General features: G+C 41.4%; 35 protein-coding genes. 32 read left to right on the plus strand and 3 right to left on the minus strand.

The window, feature by feature from the left end; genetic code table 11:
* Window positions 1-67: 67 nt before the first annotated feature.
* Both FTV32_RS06630 and FTV32_RS06635 read right to left on the minus strand, forming a co-directional pair.
* Window positions 68-1618 (minus strand): helicase HerA-like domain-containing protein, encoded by a 1551-nt coding sequence (locus FTV32_RS06630; RefSeq protein WP_035265085.1) that lies wholly within the window; start codon window positions 1616-1618, stop codon window positions 68-70.
* Between the two features lie 12 nt (window positions 1619-1630).
* The gene (locus tag FTV32_RS06635) at window positions 1631-2833 is read right to left on the minus strand and encodes a PLP-dependent transferase (protein WP_035265087.1); all 1203 of its coding nucleotides are present in this window, start codon (window positions 2831-2833) and stop codon (window positions 1631-1633) included.
* Window positions 2834-2985: 152 nt separating this feature from the next.
* On the opposite strand from FTV32_RS06635, the gene FTV32_RS06640 reads away from it, so the two are divergent.
* From FTV32_RS06640 to FTV32_RS06785, 30 genes are all read left to right on the plus strand, one after another.
* Window positions 2986-3744: a type 1 glutamine amidotransferase gene (locus FTV32_RS06640; protein ID WP_035265089.1), complete on the plus strand. Its 759-nt coding sequence runs from the start codon at window positions 2986-2988 to the stop codon at window positions 3742-3744.
* 235 nt (window positions 3745-3979) lie between these two features.
* Window positions 3980-4291 (plus strand): 30S ribosomal protein S10, encoded by a 312-nt coding sequence (rpsJ, locus tag FTV32_RS06645; RefSeq protein ID WP_004725677.1) that lies wholly within the window; start codon window positions 3980-3982, stop codon window positions 4289-4291.
* Between the two features lie 59 nt (window positions 4292-4350).
* Window positions 4351-4989, plus strand: coding sequence for a 50S ribosomal protein L3 (gene rplC, locus FTV32_RS06650; RefSeq protein WP_035265091.1), 639 nt, complete (start codon window positions 4351-4353; stop codon window positions 4987-4989).
* An 11-nt stretch (window positions 4990-5000) separates the two neighbouring features.
* Window positions 5001-5603 (plus strand): 50S ribosomal protein L4, encoded by a 603-nt coding sequence (gene rplD, locus FTV32_RS06655; RefSeq protein WP_035265093.1) that lies wholly within the window; start codon window positions 5001-5003, stop codon window positions 5601-5603.
* Window positions 5600-5920 (plus strand): 50S ribosomal protein L23, encoded by a 321-nt coding sequence (gene rplW / locus FTV32_RS06660; RefSeq protein WP_035265097.1) that lies wholly within the window; start codon window positions 5600-5602, stop codon window positions 5918-5920. Before rplD ends, rplW begins: the two co-directional genes overlap by 4 nt.
* An 11-nt stretch (window positions 5921-5931) precedes the next feature.
* Window positions 5932-6756, plus strand: coding sequence for a 50S ribosomal protein L2 (gene rplB, locus FTV32_RS06665; protein WP_035265099.1), 825 nt, complete (start codon window positions 5932-5934; stop codon window positions 6754-6756).
* A 19-nt stretch (window positions 6757-6775) separates the two neighbouring features.
* A complete protein-coding gene (gene rpsS, locus FTV32_RS06670) occupies window positions 6776-7051 on the plus strand; it encodes a 30S ribosomal protein S19 (RefSeq protein ID WP_004281508.1) in 276 nt (91 codons plus the stop codon).
* Window positions 7052-7062: 11 nt separating this feature from the next.
* On the plus strand, window positions 7063-7392 hold the full coding sequence (gene rplV, locus FTV32_RS06675; protein WP_035265103.1) for a 50S ribosomal protein L22: 330 nt from the start codon (window positions 7063-7065) through the stop codon (window positions 7390-7392).
* A gap of 1 nt (window position 7393) precedes the next feature.
* Entirely contained in the window at window positions 7394-8146 is a 753-nt protein-coding gene (rpsC, locus tag FTV32_RS06680) for a 30S ribosomal protein S3 (protein WP_035265107.1), read from the plus strand.
* Window positions 8147-8149: 3 nt separating this feature from the next.
* On the plus strand, window positions 8150-8563 hold the full coding sequence (gene rplP / locus FTV32_RS06685) for a 50S ribosomal protein L16 (RefSeq protein WP_035265110.1): 414 nt from the start codon (window positions 8150-8152) through the stop codon (window positions 8561-8563).
* The gene (gene rpmC / locus FTV32_RS06690) at window positions 8563-8760 is read left to right on the plus strand and encodes a 50S ribosomal protein L29 (protein ID WP_035265113.1); all 198 of its coding nucleotides are present in this window, start codon (window positions 8563-8565) and stop codon (window positions 8758-8760) included. Before rplP ends, rpmC begins: the two co-directional genes overlap by 1 nt.
* A complete protein-coding gene (rpsQ, locus tag FTV32_RS06695) occupies window positions 8757-9014 on the plus strand; it encodes a 30S ribosomal protein S17 (RefSeq protein ID WP_004691314.1) in 258 nt (85 codons plus the stop codon). Before rpmC ends, rpsQ begins: the two co-directional genes overlap by 4 nt.
* A 91-nt stretch (window positions 9015-9105) precedes the next feature.
* A complete protein-coding gene (gene rplN, locus FTV32_RS06700) occupies window positions 9106-9474 on the plus strand; it encodes a 50S ribosomal protein L14 (protein WP_035265119.1) in 369 nt (122 codons plus the stop codon).
* A gap of 11 nt (window positions 9475-9485) precedes the next feature.
* Window positions 9486-9803, plus strand: coding sequence for a 50S ribosomal protein L24 (gene rplX, locus FTV32_RS06705; RefSeq protein ID WP_035265122.1), 318 nt, complete (start codon window positions 9486-9488; stop codon window positions 9801-9803).
* Between the two features lie 16 nt (window positions 9804-9819).
* The gene (rplE, locus tag FTV32_RS06710) at window positions 9820-10356 is read left to right on the plus strand and encodes a 50S ribosomal protein L5 (RefSeq protein ID WP_004809796.1); all 537 of its coding nucleotides are present in this window, start codon (window positions 9820-9822) and stop codon (window positions 10354-10356) included.
* Window positions 10357-10365: 9 nt separating this feature from the next.
* Window positions 10366-10671, plus strand: coding sequence for a 30S ribosomal protein S14 (gene rpsN / locus FTV32_RS06715; protein WP_035265129.1), 306 nt, complete (start codon window positions 10366-10368; stop codon window positions 10669-10671).
* Window positions 10672-10683: 12 nt separating this feature from the next.
* A complete protein-coding gene (rpsH, locus tag FTV32_RS06720) occupies window positions 10684-11079 on the plus strand; it encodes a 30S ribosomal protein S8 (RefSeq protein WP_035265132.1) in 396 nt (131 codons plus the stop codon).
* A gap of 13 nt (window positions 11080-11092) precedes the next feature.
* On the plus strand, window positions 11093-11626 hold the full coding sequence (gene rplF, locus FTV32_RS06725; protein ID WP_035265135.1) for a 50S ribosomal protein L6: 534 nt from the start codon (window positions 11093-11095) through the stop codon (window positions 11624-11626).
* A 14-nt stretch (window positions 11627-11640) separates the two neighbouring features.
* Window positions 11641-11991, plus strand: coding sequence for a 50S ribosomal protein L18 (gene rplR, locus FTV32_RS06730; RefSeq protein WP_035265138.1), 351 nt, complete (start codon window positions 11641-11643; stop codon window positions 11989-11991).
* A gap of 2 nt (window positions 11992-11993) precedes the next feature.
* The gene (gene rpsE, locus FTV32_RS06735; RefSeq protein ID WP_035265141.1) at window positions 11994-12491 is read left to right on the plus strand and encodes a 30S ribosomal protein S5; all 498 of its coding nucleotides are present in this window, start codon (window positions 11994-11996) and stop codon (window positions 12489-12491) included.
* Window positions 12492-12497: 6 nt separating this feature from the next.
* Window positions 12498-12674: a 50S ribosomal protein L30 gene (gene rpmD / locus FTV32_RS06740; protein ID WP_004786899.1), complete on the plus strand. Its 177-nt coding sequence runs from the start codon at window positions 12498-12500 to the stop codon at window positions 12672-12674.
* Between the two features lie 3 nt (window positions 12675-12677).
* The gene (gene rplO / locus FTV32_RS06745) at window positions 12678-13118 is read left to right on the plus strand and encodes a 50S ribosomal protein L15 (RefSeq protein WP_035265144.1); all 441 of its coding nucleotides are present in this window, start codon (window positions 12678-12680) and stop codon (window positions 13116-13118) included.
* A gap of 45 nt (window positions 13119-13163) precedes the next feature.
* On the plus strand, window positions 13164-14483 hold the full coding sequence (secY, locus tag FTV32_RS06750; RefSeq protein ID WP_180028267.1) for a preprotein translocase subunit SecY: 1320 nt from the start codon (window positions 13164-13166) through the stop codon (window positions 14481-14483).
* A gap of 20 nt (window positions 14484-14503) precedes the next feature.
* On the plus strand, window positions 14504-14620 hold the full coding sequence (gene rpmJ, locus FTV32_RS06755; protein ID WP_000867907.1) for a 50S ribosomal protein L36: 117 nt from the start codon (window positions 14504-14506) through the stop codon (window positions 14618-14620).
* A 106-nt stretch (window positions 14621-14726) separates the two neighbouring features.
* Window positions 14727-15083, plus strand: coding sequence for a 30S ribosomal protein S13 (gene rpsM, locus FTV32_RS06760; protein WP_035265156.1), 357 nt, complete (start codon window positions 14727-14729; stop codon window positions 15081-15083).
* Window positions 15084-15102: 19 nt separating this feature from the next.
* Window positions 15103-15489: a 30S ribosomal protein S11 gene (rpsK, locus tag FTV32_RS06765; protein ID WP_001040166.1), complete on the plus strand. Its 387-nt coding sequence runs from the start codon at window positions 15103-15105 to the stop codon at window positions 15487-15489.
* A gap of 12 nt (window positions 15490-15501) precedes the next feature.
* Window positions 15502-16128 (plus strand): 30S ribosomal protein S4, encoded by a 627-nt coding sequence (gene rpsD, locus FTV32_RS06770; RefSeq protein WP_035265160.1) that lies wholly within the window; start codon window positions 15502-15504, stop codon window positions 16126-16128.
* Window positions 16129-16145: 17 nt separating this feature from the next.
* On the plus strand, window positions 16146-17153 hold the full coding sequence (locus FTV32_RS06775; RefSeq protein WP_035265161.1) for a DNA-directed RNA polymerase subunit alpha: 1008 nt from the start codon (window positions 16146-16148) through the stop codon (window positions 17151-17153).
* An 18-nt stretch (window positions 17154-17171) separates the two neighbouring features.
* Window positions 17172-17537 (plus strand): 50S ribosomal protein L17, encoded by a 366-nt coding sequence (gene rplQ / locus FTV32_RS06780; protein ID WP_034587447.1) that lies wholly within the window; start codon window positions 17172-17174, stop codon window positions 17535-17537.
* Between the two features lie 180 nt (window positions 17538-17717).
* Window positions 17718-19217, plus strand: a complete 1500-nt coding sequence (locus FTV32_RS06785; RefSeq protein WP_373683317.1) for a flavin-containing monooxygenase — start codon at window positions 17718-17720, stop codon at window positions 19215-19217.
* Window positions 19218-19264: 47 nt separating this feature from the next.
* Here FTV32_RS06785 and FTV32_RS06790 read toward each other — a convergent pair whose 3' ends face one another.
* Entirely contained in the window at window positions 19265-20437 is a 1173-nt protein-coding gene (locus FTV32_RS06790) for an acyl-CoA dehydrogenase family protein (protein ID WP_035265167.1), read from the minus strand.
* Window positions 20438-20616: 179 nt separating this feature from the next.
* On the opposite strand from FTV32_RS06790, the gene FTV32_RS06795 reads away from it, so the two are divergent.
* Both FTV32_RS06795 and FTV32_RS17325 read left to right on the plus strand, forming a co-directional pair.
* Window positions 20617-20877, plus strand: coding sequence for a succinate dehydrogenase assembly factor 2 (locus FTV32_RS06795; protein ID WP_035265169.1), 261 nt, complete (start codon window positions 20617-20619; stop codon window positions 20875-20877).
* 61 nt (window positions 20878-20938) lie between these two features.
* Window positions 20939-21253: a hypothetical protein gene (locus tag FTV32_RS17325; RefSeq protein WP_218947378.1), complete on the plus strand. Its 315-nt coding sequence runs from the start codon at window positions 20939-20941 to the stop codon at window positions 21251-21253.
* Window positions 21254-21705 lie beyond the last annotated feature (452 nt).

Here is a 21705-nt window from a genome sequence, read left to right on the forward strand (position 1 = left end):
CCTTAAAATAATTATGGGATATTAAAATATCCCATAATGAAGTTAAAAATGATGGGTAAAGGGAGGGCTATTTTTTTCCAAATAATGAGCCCAGTAGACCGCGTACGATTTTTTTCCCAGTGCTTCCGCCGAGGCTTCGTGCAGCACTTTTAGCAAACGTACCGACAATATCTTGGGTGAGTTTTTCGCGTTGTTTGGCTGCACGTTCTGCTTCTTTTTGTTGTTCACGGGCAAGGAGTTCTTGCTCTTTAGCAATTTGCTTCGCGTAGGCCTCTTGTTCCTTAGCTTGTTGTTTTGCTAACGCTTCTTGTTCGGCTTGTTGTTGACGCTGAACTACTTTGTTTTGCAGTATTTCAAAAGCACTTTCTCGATCAAGTACTTGCTCATAAACACCCGCAACCACACTGTTTGTCATGAGAGTCTTACGCTCTTCAAGCGTGATAGGTGTAAAAGATGAATATGGGGGCATAACCCAACCGCGTTCAACCATTTGTGGCGTGCCTTTCTCATCTAGACAGCTAATTAGCGCTTCACCAACTGCCAACTCCGTAATGGCGTCCTGTACTTTGAATGCAGGATTGGGTCTAAAAGTATCAGCTGCAGTTTTTACTGCTTTTTGATCTTTTGGTGTGAAGGCGCGAAGTGCATGCTGAACACGGTTGCCCAGTTGTCCTAAAACACTTTCAGGTAAATCCAGCGGATTTTGGGTGACAAAATAAATACCTACTCCCTTAGAGCGGATTAAGCGTACCACTTGTTCGATCTTTTCTTGCAAACCAGAGCTGGCATTGTCAAACAGTAAATGAGCTTCATCGAAGAAAAATACCAATTTCGGTTTATCCATATCACCGACTTCAGGTAATTGTTCAAACAGTTCGGAAAGCATCCACAGTAAGAAAGTAGCATAAAGCTTTGGTGTGTTCATTAATTTATCGGCAGCGAGCAAATTAATATTGCCGTGACCTTGTGCATCGGTTTGGATAAAATCCATGAGGTCTAATGCAGGCTCACCAAAAAATTGATCACCGCCTTGATCGGACAGTGCTAGCAAATTACGTTGGATTGCACCCAAGCTGGCAGGAGAAAGATTGCCGTATTCTGCTTTAAAGTCAGCTGCATGCTCAGTCACATAAGTGATCATCGCCTTGAGGTCTTTAAAGTCGATCAGTAATAAACCTTGATCATCCGCAATGCGGAAAATCGCAGAAAGCACACCTTCTTGGGTATCATTCAAATTCAGCATTCGGGCTAAAAGCAATGGACCAATTTCTGATACTGTAGTCCGAATCGGATGACCTTGTTCGCCAAATAAATCCCAAAAGACCACAGGTGATGCGCTAAATGGGATTGATTCAATATTGAGGCTCTTGATGCGTTCATCAAATTTTGAATTGCTTTCACCTGCTTTGGCAAGGCTCGAGACATCACCTTTTGCATCAGCTAAAAATACCGGCACACCAATACGAGAAAAGTTTTCTGCCAAGACCTTTAAAGTGACTGTTTTGCCTGTTCCTGTTGCGCCGGCAATCAAGCCATGTCGGTTTGCCAGTTGCGAATGTAAAACAATCTCTTGGGATGTATCTGAGGTTTTTTTTGCGATGACAATTGGTGTGCCCATAATTATTCCTTTTTATTCGATCTTTTGTTGTTGCATTATTTTGAGTGCTTGTTGAATATCTTCTATCAAATCGTGAGGATGTTCCAGTCCTATACAAAAACGAACCAATATTCCTTCTTGTAAATGTGTATGTGCAAGCTCACGCATTTGATCAATTTGATAGAGCATTACTAAACTCACTGGGCCACCCCAGCTAAAACCTAATTTAAACAGGTGGAGAGCATCACAAAAATTGCGTATATCTTGAAGATTATATTTTTTATCAAAAATTACGCTGATTAAACCTGCGCTTAATTCTGATATGCAAACTTCCTTCCAAAAAGTATGGCCTGCAGATTTTGGATTGGCAGGGTGCAATACTTGTGCAAACTCATTTTGCTGTAGAAGCCAGCTTAATAAAGTTAGCGCTGATTTAGATTGGTGCGTATAACGGAGTTCCATTGAGGATAGGCTGCGCTGAATCTGTGCGGTGTCATCGCCTGATATAGAAATCCCTTGAATTGCATGCATGCGAAATAGCTTGTGGTATAAATCCTTGTTTTTTGTTACGACACTCCCCATGAGAATGTCACCACCACCGCTTGGATATTTGGTGAGTGCATGGACGGTGATATCGACTGCTAAGTGTTCTGTACCAAAATCAAAAGCATTAAAAGCTAGACCCGCTCCCCAAGTATTATCAAGTGCGGTAAGGATCTTATGCGTTTGAGCTTTTTTGACCAGATTCGTTAAATCTGGAAATTCGAGTGTTACAGATCCTGCAGCCTCTAACCAAATTAACTTAGCTTTATCACTGGGTTTAAAGCTCTCAACATCAATTGGGTTATAGACCTTAACGGCAATACCATAACGTGATTCTAGGTTTCGCAAATGCTCCATATTTGGACTGTAAATATTGTCCGCGACCCAAACTTCATCACCATGTGCTAAAAAACAAGAATTCACCAAGTTGATTGCAGAGAGTCCGCTTGGTGCAAGTAGACAGTATTCTCCGCCTTCTAATTGTGCAATATTGTCGCCTAGCGTAAACGTGGTAGGGGTGCCATGTGTTCCGTAACTATAGTCATAAGCATCGGTCCAATGGCGATTGAAAAGAGCATCGGTATTTTCAAAAATAATCGTTGATGCACGATAAATAGGGGGTTGAATACTATTTAAAAGTTGAGGTGCTTTTCTAGGGCTATGTATGAGTTGAGTTTGCGTATTTATTTTCACAATTTACCTGTATAAACCGTCATTTTATAACTAACAAAACATACTACTAAAAAACTGCATAGCTGTGCTTTGTTTAAAATTATTTAACAACCTATAGGTTGGCTTCATTTTTGCAACTGCTAGTGCAATATAAGAAAAGTTCGGGTTGGAAAATGAAGCCATTAAAAGTGCATTACTTTCAGCATATTGCTGGTGAAGGGTTCGGAAGTTGTTATGAATATTTAAAATCAATTGGAGCACAAATTAGTGCTACGGAGTTTTTTGCATTACCTGTTGAGATGGCATTAGAAATCGAGGCGTTACCAGCAATTGAAGATATTGATTTACTAATCATCATGGGTGGAGCAATGAGTGTAAATGATGAGGCAAATTATCCATGGCTAAAAATAGAAAAAAGATGGATCCGTCGATATTTATCACTAGGCAAGCCTGCAATTGGTTTGTGTCTCGGAGGTCAGCTTATAGCCAATGCTTTGGGAGCAAGTGTACGTTTAAATGAACAACAAGAGTTAGGTTGGACTAATGTCTTCAGAACTCAACATGGTTTATCAGATTACTTTGAAATACCTAAAGAATTGGAAATAATGCAATGGCACAGTGAGACTTTTGAGATTCCTAAAGGAGGCGTCAGACTGGCTGAAAATAATGTGTGTGCAAATCAAATGTACCAAATTGGAAAGAATGTGCTGGGTTTTCAGTTTCATCCAGAAATAACGCCGAAAGTTTTACAAATGTATATTGAGAATGAAGAGCATGAGAAGGTATTTTCTGGCGCTTATGTACAATCTTTAGATACCTTAAAACAAACAAAAAAAACGAGGTTCCAAAAAGGGAATGAATTGCTGATCGATGCAATTAATTATGTATTGGGGTTCGGGCAGGGTGTACAAAAGAAAGCCGCCAACGCTTAACCGTAAATTGAGAAAAAATGATAAATAGGTTTGCTTAACAGTTAAACAATCGTTATAATGGGCGACCCTTTGATATTAAGGGCTAAACAACGTTGATTGTTGTTTAGATCGTTACAGTCGTGGCATCGATCACGACCTTAGTGATTTTCACTGCCTCTGACACTTGCCTTGTTTTCGGACAGGGGGAGATGCGTCATGGGTGATTCTTTATATATTTGGCTTGGAGTTTACTGGTATGTCTAACCAGAGAATCCGTATCCGTTTGAAGTCTTTTGATCACCGTTTAATTGATCAATCTTCTCAAGAGATCGTAGAAACAGCAAAACGTACTGGCGCACAAGTTTGTGGTCCAATCCCGATGCCAACTCGCATCGAGCGTTTTAACGTTCTAACTTCACCGCACGTTAACAAAGACGCGCGTGATCAGTATGAAATCCGCACTTACAAGCGTTTGATCGACATCGTTCAACCTACAGACAAAACTGTAGATGCATTGATGAAATTAGATCTTGCAGCTGGTGTAGACGTTCAGATCGCATTGGGTTAAGGCTTTCGGTTAATTAACACTCTAAGTTAATTAAGCCGCTTTTTTAGAGGTTTATGCACATGGCTATTGGTTTAGTCGGTCGCAAGTGCGGTATGACACGTATCTTTACAGATGCTGGTGTTTCTGTACCTGTTACAGTGATTGAGGTTGATCCTAACCGCATCACTCAAATCAAAACGCTTGAAACTGATGGTTATCAAGCGATTCAAATCACTACTGGTGAACGTCGCGAATCTCGCGTTACTAATGCTCAGAAAGGTCACTTCGCTAAAGCGGGTGTTGCTGCTGGTCGTTTAGTTCAAGAGTTCCGTGTTACAGAAGCTGATCTTGAAGGTCGTGAAGTTGGCGGAACTATCGGTGTAGATTTGTTCACAGTGGGTCAAATCGTTGACGTAACTGGTCAGTCTAAAGGTAAAGGTTTCCAAGGTGGTGTTAAGCGTTGGAACTTCCGTACTCAAGACGCTACTCACGGTAACTCTGTTTCTCACCGTGTTCTAGGTTCTACAGGTCAAAACCAGACTCCTGGTCGCGTATTCAAAGGCAAAAAAATGGCTGGCCATTTAGGTGCTGAACGCGTAACTACACAGGGTCTTGAAATCGTTGCTATCGATACAGAGCGTTCAGTTCTTGTAGTTAAAGGCGCGGTTCCTGGTGCTACCGGTGGTGACGTAACTGTTCGTCCTACTATCAAGGCTTGAGGGGAAATAACGTGAATTTAAATACTGTTTCCGGCTCTGCTGTTGAATTATCAGAAGTTGCGTTCGGTCGTGAATTCAATGAAGCTCTTGTACACCAAGTTGTTACAGCTTATTTAGCTGGTGGTCGTCAAGGTTCAAAAGCTCAGAAATCACGTGCAGACGTTTCTGGCGGTGGTAAAAAACCATTCCGTCAAAAAGGTACTGGTCGCGCTCGTGCTGGTTCTATTCGTAGCCCAATCTGGGTTGGCGGTGGTAAAACTTTTGCTGCTCGTCCACAAGACTGGTCTCAAAAAGTAAACCGTAAAATGTATCGCGGTGCTATGCAATGCATCCTAGCTGAACTTGTTCGTCAAGATCGCTTAGTTTTAGTTGAAGAGTTTGCTGTAGCTGCTCCAAAAACTAAAGAATTGCTTGCAAAACTTAACGACTTGAATGCTACTCGTGCATTAATCGTTACTGATGCTGTTGATGAGAACTTGTATCTAGCTGCTCGTAACCTTCCACACGTTGATGTGGTTGATGCTGCTGCTATCGATCCTGTTAGCTTGATCGCGTTCGATAAAGTTGTTATGTCTGTAGCTGCTGCTAAGAAAATTGAGGTAGAACTCGGATGAACAACGAACGTATCTATCAAGTCCTAAAAGGACCTGTATTCTCAGAAAAAGCACAAGTTTTAGGTGAAACTGCTGGTGTTCAAGTGTTTAAAGTTGCTATCGATGCAAACAAACTTGAAATCAAAAAAGCAGTTGAACAATTATTTGGTGTAGAAGTTGTTAAAGTTAACACGACTATCACTAAAGGTAAGACTAAACGCTTTGGTAAAACTATCGGACGTCGTTCTGATGTTAAAAAAGCATACGTCACCCTGAAAGCTGGCCAAGATGTAGAAATGGCTGACTTGGGCGATACCGCTGAAAGCACAGCGGAATAAGGACGAGAATTATGCCTATTCAAAAATGTAAGCCAACGTCTCCAGGACGTCGCTTTGTAGAGAAAGTCGTTCACGACCATCTTCACAAAGGTGCGCCTTATGCTCCGTTGGTAGAAGCTAAAAAACGTACTGGTGGTCGTAATAACAACGGTCACATTACTACACGTCACGTTGGTGGTGGTCACAAGCAACATTACCGTATTGTTGACTTTAAACGTAACAAAGATGGCATTCCTGCGACTGTAGAGCGTATCGAATACGATCCTAACCGTACTGCACACATTGCATTAGTTTTGTATGCTGACGGTGAGCGTCGTTATATCATTGCGCCTAAAGGTCTACGTGCTGGTGATAAAGTTCAATCTGGTAACGATGCTCCAATTCGTCCAGGTAACTGCTTACCACTTCGTAACATGCCTATCGGTTCTACTCTTCACAATATCGAGCTTAAAATCGGTAAAGGCGCTCAATTAGTGCGTTCTGCTGGTGCTTCTGCTCAGTTATTGGGTCGTGACGGTTCTTACGCAATTATTCGTCTACGTTCTGGCGAAATGCGTAAAGTACACGTTGAATGTCGCGCAGTTCTTGGTGAAGTTTCTAACCAAGAAAGCAACTTACGTTCACTAGGTAAAGCTGGTGCTTCACGCTGGCGTGGTGTTCGTCCTACCGTTCGTGGTATGGCGATGAACCCGGTAGATCACCCGCATGGTGGTGGTGAAGGGCGTAACAAAGGTATTCAACCTGTAAGCCCATGGGGTCAAAAAGCTAAAGGGTACAAGACACGTACCAATAAGCGTACGACTAAGATGATCATTCGCGACCGTCGCGTTAAGTAACAAGTAAAGGAATCTGACAATGCCTCGTTCTCTGAAAAAAGGCCCATTCGTCGATGCGCACTTGTTCGCTAAGGTTGAAGCGGCTATCGCGGCTAATAACCGTAAGCCGATCAAAACTTGGTCGCGTCGTTCGATGATCCTCCCGGATTTTGTTGGTTTAACAATTTCTGTACACAATGGTCGTAACCATGTTCCGGTAATCGTATCTGAGCATATGGTTGGTCACAAGCTTGGTGAATTTGCACCGACTCGTACTTACCGTGGTCACGGTGTTGACAAGAAATCTAAACGTTAATAGGTGCTATGATGGAAGTAACTGCTAAATTACGCGGTGCCGCTATCTCGGCACAAAAAGCTCGTTTGGTTGCAGACTTGATTCGCGGCAAATCTGTTGCGCACGCTCTTAACATCCTAAACTTCAGCAACAAAAAAGCTGCAGTTTTAGTTAAGAAAGCGTTGGAATCTGCGATTGCAAACGCTGAACATAATAACAGTTTAGATGTAGACGATCTTAAAGTTTCTACGATCTACGTTGATGAAGGCATGAGCCTTAAACGTATTTTGCCACGTGCTAAAGGCCGTGCAGATCGTATTACTAAGCGTACTTGTCACATCACCGTTAAGGTAGGGGTTTGATATGGGTCAGAAGGTTCATCCAATCGGTATCCGCCTAGGTGTTGTGAAACGTCATAACGCTAACTGGTATGCGAATCCGAAACAATACGCTGAATACTTGCTTAAAGATCTTCAAGTTCGTGAGTTTTTGAACAAAAAACTTAAGAATGCGATGGTAAGCAATATTCTTATCGAGCGTCCAACAGGTGCTGCTAAAGTAACAATTAGCACTGCTCGTCCTGGTATCGTCATCGGTAAAAAAGGCGAAGACATTGAAAAATTACAGCGCGAACTTACCAACATTATGGGTGTTCCAGCGCAAGTAAGCATCAACGAAATTGATCGTCCAGATTTAGACGCTCGTCTAGTTGGTGAAGCAATTGCTTCTCAATTAGAAAAACGTGTAATGTTCCGTCGTGCTATGAAGCGTGCGGTTCAAAATACTATGCGTGCTGGTGCGAAAGGTATCAAAGTTGAAGTTTCTGGTCGTTTAGGCGGTGCAGAGATTGCACGTACTGAATGGTATCGTGAAGGTCGTGTACCTCTACATACTCTTCGTGCTGACATCGACTATTCAGCGGTTCGCGCAGAAACTACTTACGGTACGATCGGCGTTAAAGTTTGGATCTTCCGTGGTGAGATCTTGGGCGGCATGAAACAAGTCATGAACCCAGCTCCAGCTGAAGAACGTCCAGCTAAACGTGGTCGCGGTCGTGGTGAAGGTCAAGAGCGTCGTGGTCGTCGCAATGATCGTTCTGCTGAAAAAGGAGAATAATCCATGTTGCAACCTAAACGTACTAAATTCCGTAAAGTGCAAAAAGGCCGTAACACTGGTCTAGCACATCGCGGTAGCACAGTATCTTTTGGTACTATCGCACTTAAATCAGTTGAACGTGGTCGCATGACTGCGCGTCAAATTGAAGCAGCGCGTCGTACAATCAGCCGTCGTGTAAAACGTGGTGGTAAGATCTTTATCCGTGTATTCCCGGACAAACCAATTACTGAAAAACCATTAGAAGTTCGTATGGGTAAAGGTAAAGGTTCTGTGGAATATTGGGTTTGTGAAATCAAACCAGGTAAGATCCTGTACGAAATGGAAGGTGTGAACGAAGAATTAGCGCGTGAAGCATTTACGCTTGCTGCTGCTAAACTTCCGTTTAAAACCACTATCGTGACTCGGACGGTAATGTAATGAAAACTAAAGATCTACGTGAAAAGTCGGTAGAAGAATTGACAGCTTTGCTTGATGAGCAACAGTTGAACCAATTCCGTCTTCGCATGGCTAAAGCAACTGGTCAATTGGGTAAATCGCACGAAGTGCAATTAACTCGTAAAACTATTGCTCGCATCAAGACCCTCCTTACCGAAAAACAGGGGAACGCACAATGAGTGAGCAAACAGTTCGCACGTTAACAGGCAAAGTAGTAAGCGACAAGATGGACAAGTCTATCGTTGTTCTTATCGAACGCCGCGTTCAACACCCGTTGTATGGCAAATCAATCCGCCGTTCAACAAAATTACACGCTCATGATGAGAACAACACTGCTAAAACTGGCGATGTTGTAACTATCAAAGAAAGCCGCCCAATTTCTAAAACTAAGTCTTGGACTTTAGTTGAAGTTGTTGAAGCAGCTGCTGAGTAAATAACGTTCTTGTTGCATCATCGGTCAATTTCGAGTACTCTTTGAGCCTTTCGAAATTGTGACCGGTGATGCTCGGTTTTGGAGTAGGGCAATGATTCAGACCGAAACTATGCTCGACGTAGCAGACAACAGTGGTGCTCGCCGCGTACAATGTATTAAAGTACTTGGTGGTTCACATCGTCGTTATGCTTCAGTTGGCGACATTATTAAAGTTACTGTAAAAGAAGCAATTCCACGTGGCCGTGTTAAAAAAGGCGACGTAATGAATGCAGTAGTTGTACGTACAAAATTCGGTATCCGTCGTCCAGATGGTTCTGTTATTCGTTTCGATGATAACGCTGCTGTTATTTTGAACAACAACAAAGCTCCGATTGCTACTCGTATTTTCGGACCAGTGACTCGTGAACTTCGTACTGAACAGTTCATGAAAATCATTTCATTGGCTCCTGAAGTTCTATAATAGAGGCAATCATGGCTAAGATTAAAAAAGGCGATCAAGTAATCGTGATCGCAGGTAAAGAAAAAGGCAAACAAGGTACTGTTTTGTCTGTTTCTAATGACCGAGTTAAGGTTGAAGGTCTTAACTTAGTTAAGAAGCATCAAAAGCCTAACCGTGCAACAGGTGCTGAAGGCGCTATCGTTACACAAGAAGCTTTGCTTCATATCTCTAACGTGGCAATTTTTAATGCTACAACCCAAAAGGCTGACCGTGTTGGTTACCAAGTGATTGACGGCGTGAAAACTCGCGTTTACAAATCAAATGGTGAATCAGTGGCGGTAGCGAAGTAATAGGTTGAAATAGGCAATGGCCAGACTTAAAGCGCGTTACAACGACGAACTTAAAGCTCAATTACAAGAACAATTGGGCGTTAAGAATGTGATGGAGATCCCTCGCATCACTAAAATCACGATCAATATGGGTGTTGGTGCAGCTGCTGCTGACAAAAAACTCCTTGATGGTGCTCTTTCTGATATGCAAGCTATCGCTGGTCAAAAACCAGTTCTTACGTTAGCTCGTAAATCTATCGCTGGTTTCAAAATCCGTGATGGTTGGCCGATTGGTTGTAAAGTTACTTTACGCGGCGAACGCATGTACGAATTCTTAGACCGTTTGATCTCTATCGCGATCCCTCGTATCCGTGACTTCCGTGGTTTCTCTGCGAAATCATTTGACGGTCGTGGTAACTACTCTATGGGTCTTAAAGAACAGATTATGTTCCCTGAGATCGATTTTGATAAGATTGACCGTATTCGTGGTATGGATATTACCATCACTACGACTGCTCGCACCGATGACGAAGGCCGTGCGCTTATGCGTGCATTCGGCTTCCCGTTCAAATAAGAGGTCGATATGGCTAAGAAAGGTATGATTAATCGCGAATTGAAACGCGAAGCTACTGTTGCTAAATACGCTGCAAAACGTGCTGAATTAAAAGCTGTTATTGCAAACGTAAATGTAAGCGACGAAGAGCGTTTCGAAGCGATGATGAAGTTACAAGCATTACCACGTAATGCATCTCCAGTACGTCTTCGTAACCGTTGTGGTTTAACTGGTCGTCCTCATGGTTACTTCCGTAAGTTCGGTTTAAGCCGTAACAAATTACGTGACACAGTAATGCAAGGTGATGTACCGGGCGTTGTTAAGGCAAGCTGGTAAGGAGCACTATAAATGAGTATGCAAGATACCGTTGCCGACATGTTAACACGTGTTCGTAACGCACAAATGGCGAAGAAACAAACTGTTTCTATGCCAAACTCAAAGTTAAAAGTTGCGATTGCTAACGTTCTTCAACAAGAAGGTTATATCGCTGATGTAGCTGTTGCAGATGCTGAAGGCAAACCAACACTTACTTTGACTTTAAAATATTTCGAAGGCAAACCAGTTATTGAGACTGTGAAGCGCGTTAGCCGTCCAGGTTTACGTCAATATCGCGGTAAAGATAACCTTCCAAGCGTTAAGCAAGGTTTAGGTATTGCAATTGTTTCTACAAGCAAAGGCATCATGACTGATCGCGCTGCACGTGCTGCAGGTATCGGTGGTGAAGTTATTGCTTTTGTTTCTTAATAGGTGATTCCTCATGTCTCGTGTGGCTAAAGCCCCAGTAACTGTACCTAACGGTGTAACAGTTACTCAGAACGGCCGGCAGGTCGAAGTGAAAGGCAGCAAAGGTACTTTGTCTTTCAACCTGCATGCGCTGGTCGAGCTAAAACAGGAAGACGGTATTCTAGCTGTTGCTCCTAAAGCTGAATCTAAAGATGCTTGGATGCAAGCTGGTACTGCTCGCGCTGTGCTTAACAACCTTGTTAAAGGTGTTAGCGAAGGTTTCGAACGTAAGTTACAACTTATCGGTGTTGGTTATAAAGCTGCGGTTAAAGGGAACACAGTTCACCTTAACCTAGGTTTCTCTCACCCGATCGATTACAACCTTCCTGAAGGTGTAACTGCTGAAACACCTACAGCTACTGAAATCGTGCTTAAATCTGCTGATAAAGCAGCTTTAGGTCAAGTTGCTGCAGATATCCGTGGTTACCGTCCGCCAGAGCCATATAAAGGTAAAGGTGTTCGTTATTCTGATGAAGTTGTACTTCGTAAAGAAGCTAAGAAGAAATAAGGCGCGAGGTTCTTATGAACGAAAAGAAACAAACCCGTTTGCGTCGTGCGAAAAGCACACGCTTGCACATCCGTGCATTGGGTGCGACTCGTTTGTGTGTAAACCGCACTCCGCGTCACATCTATGCTCAAGTAATCTCAGCAGATGGTGGCAAAGTATTAGCGCAAGCTTCTACTTTAGATGCTACGTTACGTAGTGGTACTACAGGTAACGTTGAAGCAGCTACTAAAGTTGGTGCTTTAATCGCTGAACGTGCTAAAGCAGCTGGCGTAACTAAAGTTGCATTTGACCGTTCTGGTTTCAAATATCATGGTCGTATCAAAGCCTTGGCTGATGCTGCTCGTGAAAACGGCTTGGAGTTCTAATCATGGCTAAAGTTGAACAAAACGAAGGTCTTGTTGAAAAGCTGGTTGCCGTTGATCGTGTAGCCAAAGTTGTTAAGGGTGGTCGTATCTTCTCTTTCACAGCATTAACTGTTGTGGGTGATGGTAATGGTCGCGTAGGTTTTGGTCGTGGTAAAGCTCGTGAAGTTCCAGCTGCTATTTCTAAAGCACTTGAAGCTGCTCGTCGCAACATGATTACTGTTGAACTTGTTGATGGTACTGTTCAGCACCCTATCAACGCTCGTCACGGTGCTAGCCGTGTTTACATGCAACCTGCTTCTGAAGGTACTGGTGTAATTGCTGGTGGCGCTATGCGTGCTGTTTTAGAAGCTGTTGGTGTACGTAACGTATTAACTAAATGTTATGGTTCTACTAACGCTGCGAACGTAGTAAACGCGACTTTTAATGGTCTGCGTGATATGACTTCTCCTGAGAAAGTTGCTGCGAAACGTGGTCTTTCAGTAGCACAAATTCAAGGGTAATCAATCATGAAAACGATTAAAGTTACCCAGACTAAATCTGCATCGCATCGCTTGAAAAATCACAAGCTTAGCCTTAAAGGTTTAGGTCTGCGTCGTATTGGTCACACTGTAGAAGTTCAAGATACTCCTTCTAACCGTGGTATGATCAATCAAGTTTACTATATGGTTAGTGTAGAGGAATAAGCCATGACTCTGCGTTTAAATACAATTGCACCTGCAGAAGGTGCTAAGCGTGAAAACCTTCGTTTAGGCCGTGGTATTGGTTCTGGCGTTGGTAAGACTGGTGGCCGTGGCGTCAAAGGTCAAAACTCACGTAAGAGCGGTGGTACTCGTCCAGGTTTCGAGGGTGGTCAAACTGCGTTATATCGTCGTCTACCTAAGTTCGGTTTCACTAGCCAATTGGCTTTGAAAACTGCTGAAGTACGTTTGTCTGAACTTAATAAAGTTGAAGGCGATATCGTTACTCTTGAAACTTTAAAAGCAGCGAACGTTGTACGTAAAGATATGATTCGTGCTCGTATCGTTCTTTCTGGTGAAATCACTCGTGCATTCACTGTTCAAGGTGTTGCATTGACTAAAGGCGCTAAAGCTGCTGTTGAAGCTGCTGGCGGTAAAGTCGAGGAGTAATCGCGAGTGTCTATGTCTCCTAGTTCTACAGGTCATGTTCACATGATGAAAGGTCAACCATTTCACGTGAAATATCGTGAAATTATTCGCCGATTAATGTTTTTAATTGGTGCTTTGGTGGTCTTTCGACTAGGAGCGCATATTCCGCTGCCAGGTATTGATAATGTCGCTTTAGAACGTTTCTTTAGTGCAAACCAGGGTACTTTCCTTGGTTTGTTTAATATGTTCTCAGGCGGGGCATTGGAACGAATGTCCATTCTTGCGTTGGGGATCATGCCGTATATTTCTGCATCGATTATCGTGCAGTTAATGTCAACGGTTGTTCCTTCGCTGGAAGCATTGAAAAAAGAAGGCGAGCAGGGCAAGCGTAAGATTAACCAATATACGCGTTACGGCACATTATTCCTTGCAATTGTACAAGGTATTGGTATGTGTGCGGGTCTGATTAGTCAAGGGATTACCTTTACTTCAGGTTTAGCATTCTATATTCCTGCATTAACGTCGTTAGTTGCAGGTACCATGTTCTTAATGTGGTTGGGAGAGCAAATTACCGAACGTGGTGTTGGTAATGGGATCTCTATGATCATCTTTGCAGGTATTGTTGCTGGTTTACCAAGTATGGTTGTGCAATCATTTACCCTAGTGGAAAATGGTCAATCAAGCTTAATTGGTATTGCTATATTTGGCTTATTGTCTTTAGCTGTTTTAGCTGCGATTGTGTTTATTGAAAAAGCACAACGTCGTATACCTGTTAACTATGCTCAAAAGCAGCAAGGTCGCCGAGTATTTACTGCACAGCAGACTCACTTACCATTAAAAATCAACATGGCAGGTGTTATTCCAGCAATTTTCGCAAGTTCGTTATTGCTGTTTCCTGCAAGTTTAGGTCAATGGTTAGGTAGTTCTGATCCTAATGCAGGGATCGTTAAGCGTACACTACAAGATTTGGCATTAGTTTTATCGCCTGGACAACCATTATATTTGGTGCTATTCGGTGCGCTTATTATTTTCTTCTGTTATTTTTATACGGCACTAGTTTTCAGTCCTAAAGAAGTATCAGAAAACTTAAAGCGTAGTGGAGCTTATGTACCTGGTATCCGCCCAGGTGAGCAAACTGCTCGTTATTTAGATCATATTCTTAGTCGTTTAACATTTATCGGTTCGATTTATATCACTGTTGTATGTTTAATGCCGATGGTACTTCAAAGTTCTTTTGGTATTCCATTCCATTTGGGTGGTACATCGCTGTTGATCGTGGTTGTTGTAGTTATGGACTTTATGGCTCAGCTACAGGCACACCTCACATCGCGCCAATATGATAATCAAACACTAATGAGTAAAACGACTGCTCATCCTAAGGGATAAGCGCACTTAGAGGTTTCATCATGAAAGTTCAAGCTTCTGTAAAGAAAATTTGTGGTAGCTGTAAAGTTATCCGTCGTAATGGGGTAATCCGCGTGATTTGTAGCGCTGAACCTCGTCATAAGCAGCGTCAAGGTTAATCTGATCAAGACCTGTTGATTTCAGTAGGCTAATTAGGTTATTATCCGCCCCTCAAAGATTTTGTGGGGCGGTTGATTATCTCTACTGCCTTTTTGGAGAAAGTGAATGGCTCGTATTGCCGGTGTAAACATTCCGGATAACAAGCATGCTGTTATCTCTCTTACGTATATCTTTGGTATTGGCCGCCATACTGCTAAGCAAATCTTAGCTGCAACTGGTATTGCACCAACTACTAAGATCCGTGAATTAGATGACGCTCAGCTTGATGCGATTCGTGCAGAAGTTGCTAAGGTTCCGACCGAAGGTGACTTACGTCGCGAAATTTCCATGAACATTAAACGTTTAATGGATTTAGGCTGCTACCGCGGTCTTCGTCATCGTCGCAGCTTGCCTGTCCGCGGACAACGCACCAAAACTAACGCACGTACCCGTAAAGGTCCGCGCAAACCTATTAAGAAATAAGATTTCTGGAAGCTAAAAGATGGCTAAAGATACTCGCACACGCAAGAAGGTCACTCGTACCGTCTCTGAAGGTGTTGCACACATTCACGCTTCTTTTAATAACACCATTGTGACTATTACCGATCGTCAAGGTAATGCACTGGCTTGGGCCACTTCAGGTGGACAAGGCTTCCGTGGATCACGTAAATCAACTCCGTTTGCTGCTCAGGTAGCTGCTGAAGTAGCTGGTAAAGCTGCTTTAGATTACGGTTTGAAAAACTTGGATGTCCTTGTTAAAGGTCCTGGTCCAGGTCGTGAATCTGCGGTTCGTGCTTTAGGTGCAGTGGGTTATAAAATTAATAGCATTACCGATGTGACTCCAATTCCTCACAACGGTTGCCGTCCACCTAAAAAACGTCGCGTGTAAGGAGAAACATTCATGGCTCGTTATATTGGTCCAAAATGCAAACTCTCTCGCCGCGAAGGGACAGACCTGCAACTTAAATCAGGCGTTAAACCGTTTGATGTTAAGACAAAAAAACATGCTAAAGCTCCTGGCCAACATGGTGGAGCTCGTGGTGGTAAACAATCAGAGTACTCACTACAATTACGTGAAAAACAAAAAGTACGTCGTATGTACGGTGTTTTAGAGCGTCAATTTAGTAACTACTATAAAGAAGCTGCTCGTGTTAAAGGCGCAACAGGTGAAAACTTGTTGAAATTGCTTGAAAGCCGTTTAGATAACGTTGTTTATCGTATGGGCTTTGGTTCTACACGTGCAGAAGCTCGTCAGCTTGTATCTCACCGTTCAATCACTTTAAATGGTCGTCGTGTTAACATCGCGTCAATCCAAGTTAAAGCTGGTGACGTGATTGCAGTACACGAAGGCGCTAAACAACAATTACGTATTAAAAACGCAATTGAATTGGCTGCTCAACGTGGAACTCCTTCTTGGATGGAAGTTGACCATTCTAAATTAGAAGGTACATTCAAATCTGCACCTGATCGTTCTGATTTACCTGCTGAAATCAACGAAAGCTTGATTGTTGAATTGTATTCTAAATAATCCTTGAGGTAGCAATAATGACGCGTACTGCAAACGAGTTTCTAACTCCGCAAGCGATCAAGGTCGAAGCGGCAAGCGGGACCTCGGCAAAAGTGATTCTAGAACCTTTAGAGCGTGGCTTTGGTCATACTCTAGGTAATGCTTTACGTCGCATTCTTTTATCATCTTTACCTGGCGCTGCTGTGGTTGAAGTTGAGATTGAAGGCGTCGAGCACGAGTACAGTACTTTAGAAGGCTTGCAGCAGGACATCGTCGAGCTCTTGCTGAACCTTAAAGGATTGTCTATTAAGCTGTTCGATCAAAATGAAGCATATTTGACATTAGAGAAACAAGGTCCTGGCGATGTAACTGCCGCTGATCTTCGTTTACCTCACAATGTTGAAGTGGTTAACCCTGAACATTTGATCGGCACGTTAAGTGCTTCAGGCTCATTGAAAATGCGCTTGAAAGTTGTTCAAGGTCGTGGTTATGAGACTTCTGATTCTCGCTTCCCAGAAGGTGAAACTCGCCCAGTGGGACGTTTACAATTAGATGCGTCTTATAGCCCGATTAAACGTGTTTCTTACACAGTTGAAAATGCTCGTGTAGAACAACGTACAGACCTTGACAAGTTGGTCATTGATCTTGAAACAAACGGGACTGTTGATCCTGAAGAAGCGATCCGTAAAGCGGCAACAATCTTGCAACAACAAATTGCAATCTTTGTTGATCTTCAGAAAGATCAAGCTCCAGTTGCTCAAGAACCTCGTGAAGAAGTTGACCCAATCTTGCTTCGTCCAGTAGATGATCTAGAGCTTACTGTTCGTTCTGCTAACTGTTTGAAAGCAGAAAATATTTACTACATTGGTGATCTTGTTCAACGTACTGAAGTTGAGTTGTTAAAAACTCCTAACTTAGGTAAAAAATCGTTGACTGAGATCAAAGATGTTCTGGCTTCAAAAGGCTTACAACTCGGCATGCGTTTAGAAAACTGGCCACCAGCTAGTTTACGTATGGACGATCGTTTTGCCTATCGTAGTCGTTAATTAAGTAGGACTATCACCATGCGTCATCGTAATAGTGGTGTGAAATTAGGCCGTACAAGCAGTCATCGTAAAGCGATGTTCCAAAACATGGCTAATTCTTTGTTTGAACACGAGTTGATCAAAACAACTGTGCCTAAAGCAAAAGAGTTACGTCGTGTAGCTGAGCCTTTAATCACTTTAGCTAAAGTCGATACAGTAGCAAACCGTCGTTTAGCGTTTGCTCGTACTCGTTCAGCAGCAACTGTTGGTAAATTATTTACCGTTCTTGGCCCTCGTTACAAAGAACGTAACGGCGGTTATCTACGTGTTCTTAAAGCGGGCTTCCGTGCAGGTGATGCTGCACCGATGGCTTACGTTGAGCTAGTAGATCGCGAAGTTAAATAATTTCGTGTAGAACATCGCAAGTTGTTCAAAAAAGGTCGGTTGAATAAACCGGCCTTTTTTTTGTCTAACAATTGGCATTACTTGACCTGAATTGATATGTTTTTTGCAACTTTTAGTCAAACTTGACATTGTGTATTGTCAAAAATATGTTTTAATAAAAATGTTCTTATAAAAAGGTTAATAAAAGAAATGGATAAGCAAGTCGATATTCTTATTGTTGGTGCTGGTATCTCTGGAATTGGAATTGCAGCACATTTAATTAAAAATAATCCGAACCGTAAATTTGAAATACTCGAACGTCGTAAAAGTTTCGGTGGAACGTGGGATTTGTTTAAATACCCAGGTATTCGCTCCGACTCAGATATGTCTACTTTTGGCTACAATTTTAAGCCATGGCGTAAAGCGAATGTGCTTGCAGATGGCGCTTCGATTAAAGGTTACTTGGGCGAAGTTGTTAGTGAGTACAATATTAAAGAAAAAATTCATTTTGAGCATCGTGTACTTTCTGCGAATTACGATACTTCAATAAAAAAATGGATTGTAGAAATCGAAGATCAAAATCAAAAGAAACAAACTTGGCAAGCTAATTTCGTATTAGGCTGCACAGGTTATTATAACTATGACCAAGGTTTCCAACCTGATTTTCCAAATCAAGATAAATTTAAAGGTCAATTGATTCATCCACAATTTTGGCCTGAAAATTTAGATTATACCGGCAAGAAAGTAGTTATCATTGGTAGTGGAGCAACTGCAATCACTTTAGTACCAGCAATGGCAAAAGGTGGGGCTGGGCATGTAACAATGTTACAACGTTCACCAACTTATATTGCTTCAATTCCTTCGATTGATTTTGTTTATGACAAAACACGTAAATTTATGACAGAGGACATGGCATATAAGTTCACGCGTGCTCGTAATATCGGAATGCAACGTGCGATTTTTGCTTTGTCAAAAAAACAACCTCAACTGGTTCGCAAGTTACTTCTTAAATCTATTGAAATGCAGTTGAAAGGTAAAGTGGATATGAAACACTTTACCCCAAGTTACAATCCTTGGGATCAACGTTTATGTGTAGTGCCAGACGGTGATTTATTCAAAATTTTACGTAGTGGTAAAGCAAGTGTTGAAACAGATCATATTGAATCATTCACTGAAAATGGTATTCAATTGAAATCTGGTAAACACTTAGATGCAGATATCATTGTTTCTGCGACTGGTCTAGAAATTCAAATTATGGGCGGTATCAAAGCGACTGTTGATGGTCAGCCGATCAAGACTAGCGAACATATGCTTTATAATGGTGTGATGGTAAGTGATGTACCAAATATGGCGATGGTCATTGGTTATGTGAACGCATCATGGACATTAAAAGTAGATGTAGTCGCTGATTATATTTGCCGTCTATTCAAATTTATGGATCAGAACGGTTATGATGAAGTTGTCGCACCAACTGACCATTCCGCAATGCTCGATGAAACAGTTATGGGTGAAATGTCATCAGGTTATATCGCGCGAGCGGCTGATCAACTTCCAAAACAAGGTACCAAAGCACCCTGGATGGCAACGCATAACTATTTAGCTGATCGTAAAGATCTCAAAAATGCGACTTTTAACGATGGTATTTTAAAATTTTCGAAGGCTCCTGTACAGTCAGTAAAAAAGCCTAAATTAGTATCTTAATGAATAGCTATTAAAATAAAAAGGAAGCGAAAGCTTCCTTTTTCTATCTACAAAGAACGTGATATGAGTTCTTTCATGATTTCATTGGTGCCGGCATATATACGATTTGCACGGTTATCGATATATGCGCGTGCAATAGGGTATTCAAGCATGAAGCCATAGCCACCATGTAACTGTAAGCACTCATCAACGACTTTAGAGAACATATCAGAAATTTTATATTTTGCAGCTGCGGCCGCATCTACACCTAACGTACCCTCAAGTTGTAATTCCATACAACGATCTAAATAAGAACGACAGAAGTCTATTTCAGTTCGAAGTTCTGCTAGCTTAAAACGTGTATTTTGAAATGCGCCAATTGGCTTGCCGAATGCTTTACGATCTTTTGTATATTGTACTGTGTGTGCAAAGGCAGCTTCTGCACCTGCTTGGCAGATAATCGCAACAAGCATACGTTCCCAAGCGAGTTCTTTCATAAGCATGATGAAGCCCATGCCTTCCATACCAATCAAATTTTCCTTTGGTACACGAACATTATCAAAGAACAATTCGCAAGTATCTTGTCCTTTCATACCAATTTTATTGAGTGGTTTACCTTTAGTGAATCCAGCTCGATCAGCTTCGACAATAATGAGAGATAAGTTGGCTGAACCTTTATCACTATTACCTGTTTTGCACACAACAATTGCCATATCACATAGATAACCGTTGGTAATAAAAATTTTAGAACCATTGATGACATATTCATCGCCATCTAAAACTGCAGAAGTTCGTACAGCTTGTAAGTCTGAACCTGTACCAGGCTCAGTCATCGCAATGGCAGTGACAACTTCGCCAGAAGCCATTTTAGGGAGCCATTTTTTCTTCTGTTCTTCGTTGGCAAAATTATTCAGGTAGTTCGCAACAATATCCGAATGCAATGAAAAACCAGTTGATGAATCCATTGCATAAGCTTGTTCTTCAATGAGGATCATACTGTAGAGTCGATCTACACCATATCCACCATATTCTTCAGGCATTGTGGTGCACAATAGACCCATTTCACCCGCTTTATTCCATAAGTCACGATCTACATGCTGTTGTTCTTCGTATTTGGCAATATTTGGAACGACTTCTTTTTCATAGAATTTTCGAACAGTATCACGAAAGGCTTCATGCTCTGCATTGAATAATTTTCGAGGCAACATATTAGGAATTGGTCGAATTGCGCCTGATTGCATATTTATATTTCCATAAGTGTTATTAGAATAGCCACAACATAAGAGAGCCTGAACATTGGTGCAATGTGTTGAATGCTCAAAACGCAAGAATTGCTGATGAATTTGGTCAATTGATATTTTTAAAACACAAAGCTCATGGCTTAAGTTAAAATAGAATGAACACAGATTAGGGGATAAAAATGTACGATGAATTAACGCTTGAAGAGCGTAAAGTTATCTATCGAGCACGTCGTGGTTTAAAAGAAATTGACGTGTATTTTGATCCTTATGTAAAGCAATACTATTTGCAAGCTGAACCAGAAGAGAAAGCAATGTTTGCTGAACTGGTTGAACAAGAAGATCCTGATTTATTGGATTGGTTTATGGAGGTTTCTGAACCACCTAGACCTGAATTGCGCCAATTTATTCAAAAATTAAAAGATTATGTCCATAATCCATGAGCGTTATTCACTGAAACACAGCTCTTATTCGGCTGTGTTTCATGTTTTCTCTATTTTCATCATGAGTATTACTTTATTAATCAGTATTAAGCTCATTTATGCTTTGGGCAGTATTATATTTATACTGATTATCTGGTGGAATTTTAAAAAAAAACCACAATTAAAAGAATTACAAAAAATAGACAAAGATTTATGGTCGATTCAAATGACTTCAAATCCAAAAATATACCAAGCAAAACTGAATCGAGTTTTTCATTTTCATTACTTCGTAGTACTCAGTTTTAACGAAAATAAATTCGATTCTTTGGTGATTTGGAGAGATCAAATAGATGAAAAACAATGGAAAAGCTTGATTACTCATGCAAGTTTTGGCTAATTGTTAGACAATAAGTCTTTTATTTTTAAATTTAAAACATGATAAAAAACAATTATTTAAAAATATATTATATGAATAAAAAATGAATTGTTTGACGAAAATGAAAGAAAATCAAATTGTTAGACAAAAACACGATGAAATCTTAATTTCTAAAGTACATTAAACATACCAACAGCTAATGAGGAATTTCAAAATGAGCGAAATTCATATGTGGTTGTTTCTAGTGGTTGCTGCTGTTATGGCAATTATAATTGGAAGACTAGGAACTGTGCTGAAGGAACGAATTGAACACCACAACAACGAACAAAATAAACTCTCTTGAGTTTACCATTTAATAAGTAGCATGTGCCGAACCGTCGCAATGCTACTTTTTTTTGCCCAAAATTTTAACAATTCAAAAAATAAGTCAATTATTTCAATTCAGATCAATGACAGACTAATTGTTAATGAAG

This window comes from Acinetobacter sp. YH16032 (assembly GCF_013417345.1).
GTDB lineage: Bacteria > Pseudomonadota > Gammaproteobacteria > Pseudomonadales > Moraxellaceae > Acinetobacter.

Excerpts from the sequence above, each read along its gene's own strand:
- rpsE (WP_035265141.1), top strand. The coding sequence starts at position 11,994 with ATGGCTAAAGTTGAACAAAACGAAGGTCTTGTTGAAAAGCTGGTTGCC.
- rplR (WP_035265138.1), top strand. The coding sequence starts at position 11,641 with ATGAACGAAAAGAAACAAACCCGTTTGCGTCGTGCGAAAAGCACACGC.
- FTV32_RS06640 (WP_035265089.1), top strand. The coding sequence starts at position 2,986 with ATGAAGCCATTAAAAGTGCATTACTTTCAGCATATTGCTGGTGAAGGG.
- rpsS (WP_004281508.1), top strand. The coding sequence starts at position 6,776 with ATGCCTCGTTCTCTGAAAAAAGGCCCATTCGTCGATGCGCACTTGTTC.
- rplN (WP_035265119.1), top strand. The coding sequence starts at position 9,106 with ATGATTCAGACCGAAACTATGCTCGACGTAGCAGACAACAGTGGTGCT.
- rpsQ (WP_004691314.1), top strand. The coding sequence starts at position 8,757 with ATGAGTGAGCAAACAGTTCGCACGTTAACAGGCAAAGTAGTAAGCGAC.
- FTV32_RS06790 (WP_035265167.1), bottom strand. The coding sequence starts at position 20,437 with ATGCAATCAGGCGCAATTCGACCAATTCCTAATATGTTGCCTCGAAAA.
- rpsJ (WP_004725677.1), top strand. The coding sequence starts at position 3,980 with ATGTCTAACCAGAGAATCCGTATCCGTTTGAAGTCTTTTGATCACCGT.
- rpsK (WP_001040166.1), top strand. The coding sequence starts at position 15,103 with ATGGCTAAAGATACTCGCACACGCAAGAAGGTCACTCGTACCGTCTCT.
- rplQ (WP_034587447.1), top strand. The coding sequence starts at position 17,172 with ATGCGTCATCGTAATAGTGGTGTGAAATTAGGCCGTACAAGCAGTCAT.
- rpmJ (WP_000867907.1), top strand. The coding sequence starts at position 14,504 with ATGAAAGTTCAAGCTTCTGTAAAGAAAATTTGTGGTAGCTGTAAAGTT.
- rplF (WP_035265135.1), top strand. The coding sequence starts at position 11,093 with ATGTCTCGTGTGGCTAAAGCCCCAGTAACTGTACCTAACGGTGTAACA.
- rplB (WP_035265099.1), top strand. The coding sequence starts at position 5,932 with ATGCCTATTCAAAAATGTAAGCCAACGTCTCCAGGACGTCGCTTTGTA.
- rpsM (WP_035265156.1), top strand. The coding sequence starts at position 14,727 with ATGGCTCGTATTGCCGGTGTAAACATTCCGGATAACAAGCATGCTGTT.
- secY (WP_180028267.1), top strand. The coding sequence starts at position 13,164 with ATGAAAGGTCAACCATTTCACGTGAAATATCGTGAAATTATTCGCCGA.
- rplX (WP_035265122.1), top strand. The coding sequence starts at position 9,486 with ATGGCTAAGATTAAAAAAGGCGATCAAGTAATCGTGATCGCAGGTAAA.
- FTV32_RS06630 (WP_035265085.1), bottom strand. The coding sequence starts at position 1,618 with ATGGGCACACCAATTGTCATCGCAAAAAAAACCTCAGATACATCCCAA.
- rplO (WP_035265144.1), top strand. The coding sequence starts at position 12,678 with ATGACTCTGCGTTTAAATACAATTGCACCTGCAGAAGGTGCTAAGCGT.
- rpsC (WP_035265107.1), top strand. The coding sequence starts at position 7,394 with ATGGGTCAGAAGGTTCATCCAATCGGTATCCGCCTAGGTGTTGTGAAA.
- rplC (WP_035265091.1), top strand. The coding sequence starts at position 4,351 with ATGGCTATTGGTTTAGTCGGTCGCAAGTGCGGTATGACACGTATCTTT.
- rplW (WP_035265097.1), top strand. The coding sequence starts at position 5,600 with ATGAACAACGAACGTATCTATCAAGTCCTAAAAGGACCTGTATTCTCA.
- FTV32_RS06795 (WP_035265169.1), top strand. The coding sequence starts at position 20,617 with ATGTACGATGAATTAACGCTTGAAGAGCGTAAAGTTATCTATCGAGCA.
- rpmC (WP_035265113.1), top strand. The coding sequence starts at position 8,563 with ATGAAAACTAAAGATCTACGTGAAAAGTCGGTAGAAGAATTGACAGCT.
- FTV32_RS06775 (WP_035265161.1), top strand. The coding sequence starts at position 16,146 with ATGACGCGTACTGCAAACGAGTTTCTAACTCCGCAAGCGATCAAGGTC.
- rpmD (WP_004786899.1), top strand. The coding sequence starts at position 12,498 with ATGAAAACGATTAAAGTTACCCAGACTAAATCTGCATCGCATCGCTTG.
- rplV (WP_035265103.1), top strand. The coding sequence starts at position 7,063 with ATGGAAGTAACTGCTAAATTACGCGGTGCCGCTATCTCGGCACAAAAA.
- rpsD (WP_035265160.1), top strand. The coding sequence starts at position 15,502 with ATGGCTCGTTATATTGGTCCAAAATGCAAACTCTCTCGCCGCGAAGGG.
- rplP (WP_035265110.1), top strand. The coding sequence starts at position 8,150 with ATGTTGCAACCTAAACGTACTAAATTCCGTAAAGTGCAAAAAGGCCGT.
- rplE (WP_004809796.1), top strand. The coding sequence starts at position 9,820 with ATGGCCAGACTTAAAGCGCGTTACAACGACGAACTTAAAGCTCAATTA.
- rpsN (WP_035265129.1), top strand. The coding sequence starts at position 10,366 with ATGGCTAAGAAAGGTATGATTAATCGCGAATTGAAACGCGAAGCTACT.
- FTV32_RS17325 (WP_218947378.1), top strand. The coding sequence starts at position 20,939 with ATGAGTATTACTTTATTAATCAGTATTAAGCTCATTTATGCTTTGGGC.
- rpsH (WP_035265132.1), top strand. The coding sequence starts at position 10,684 with ATGAGTATGCAAGATACCGTTGCCGACATGTTAACACGTGTTCGTAAC.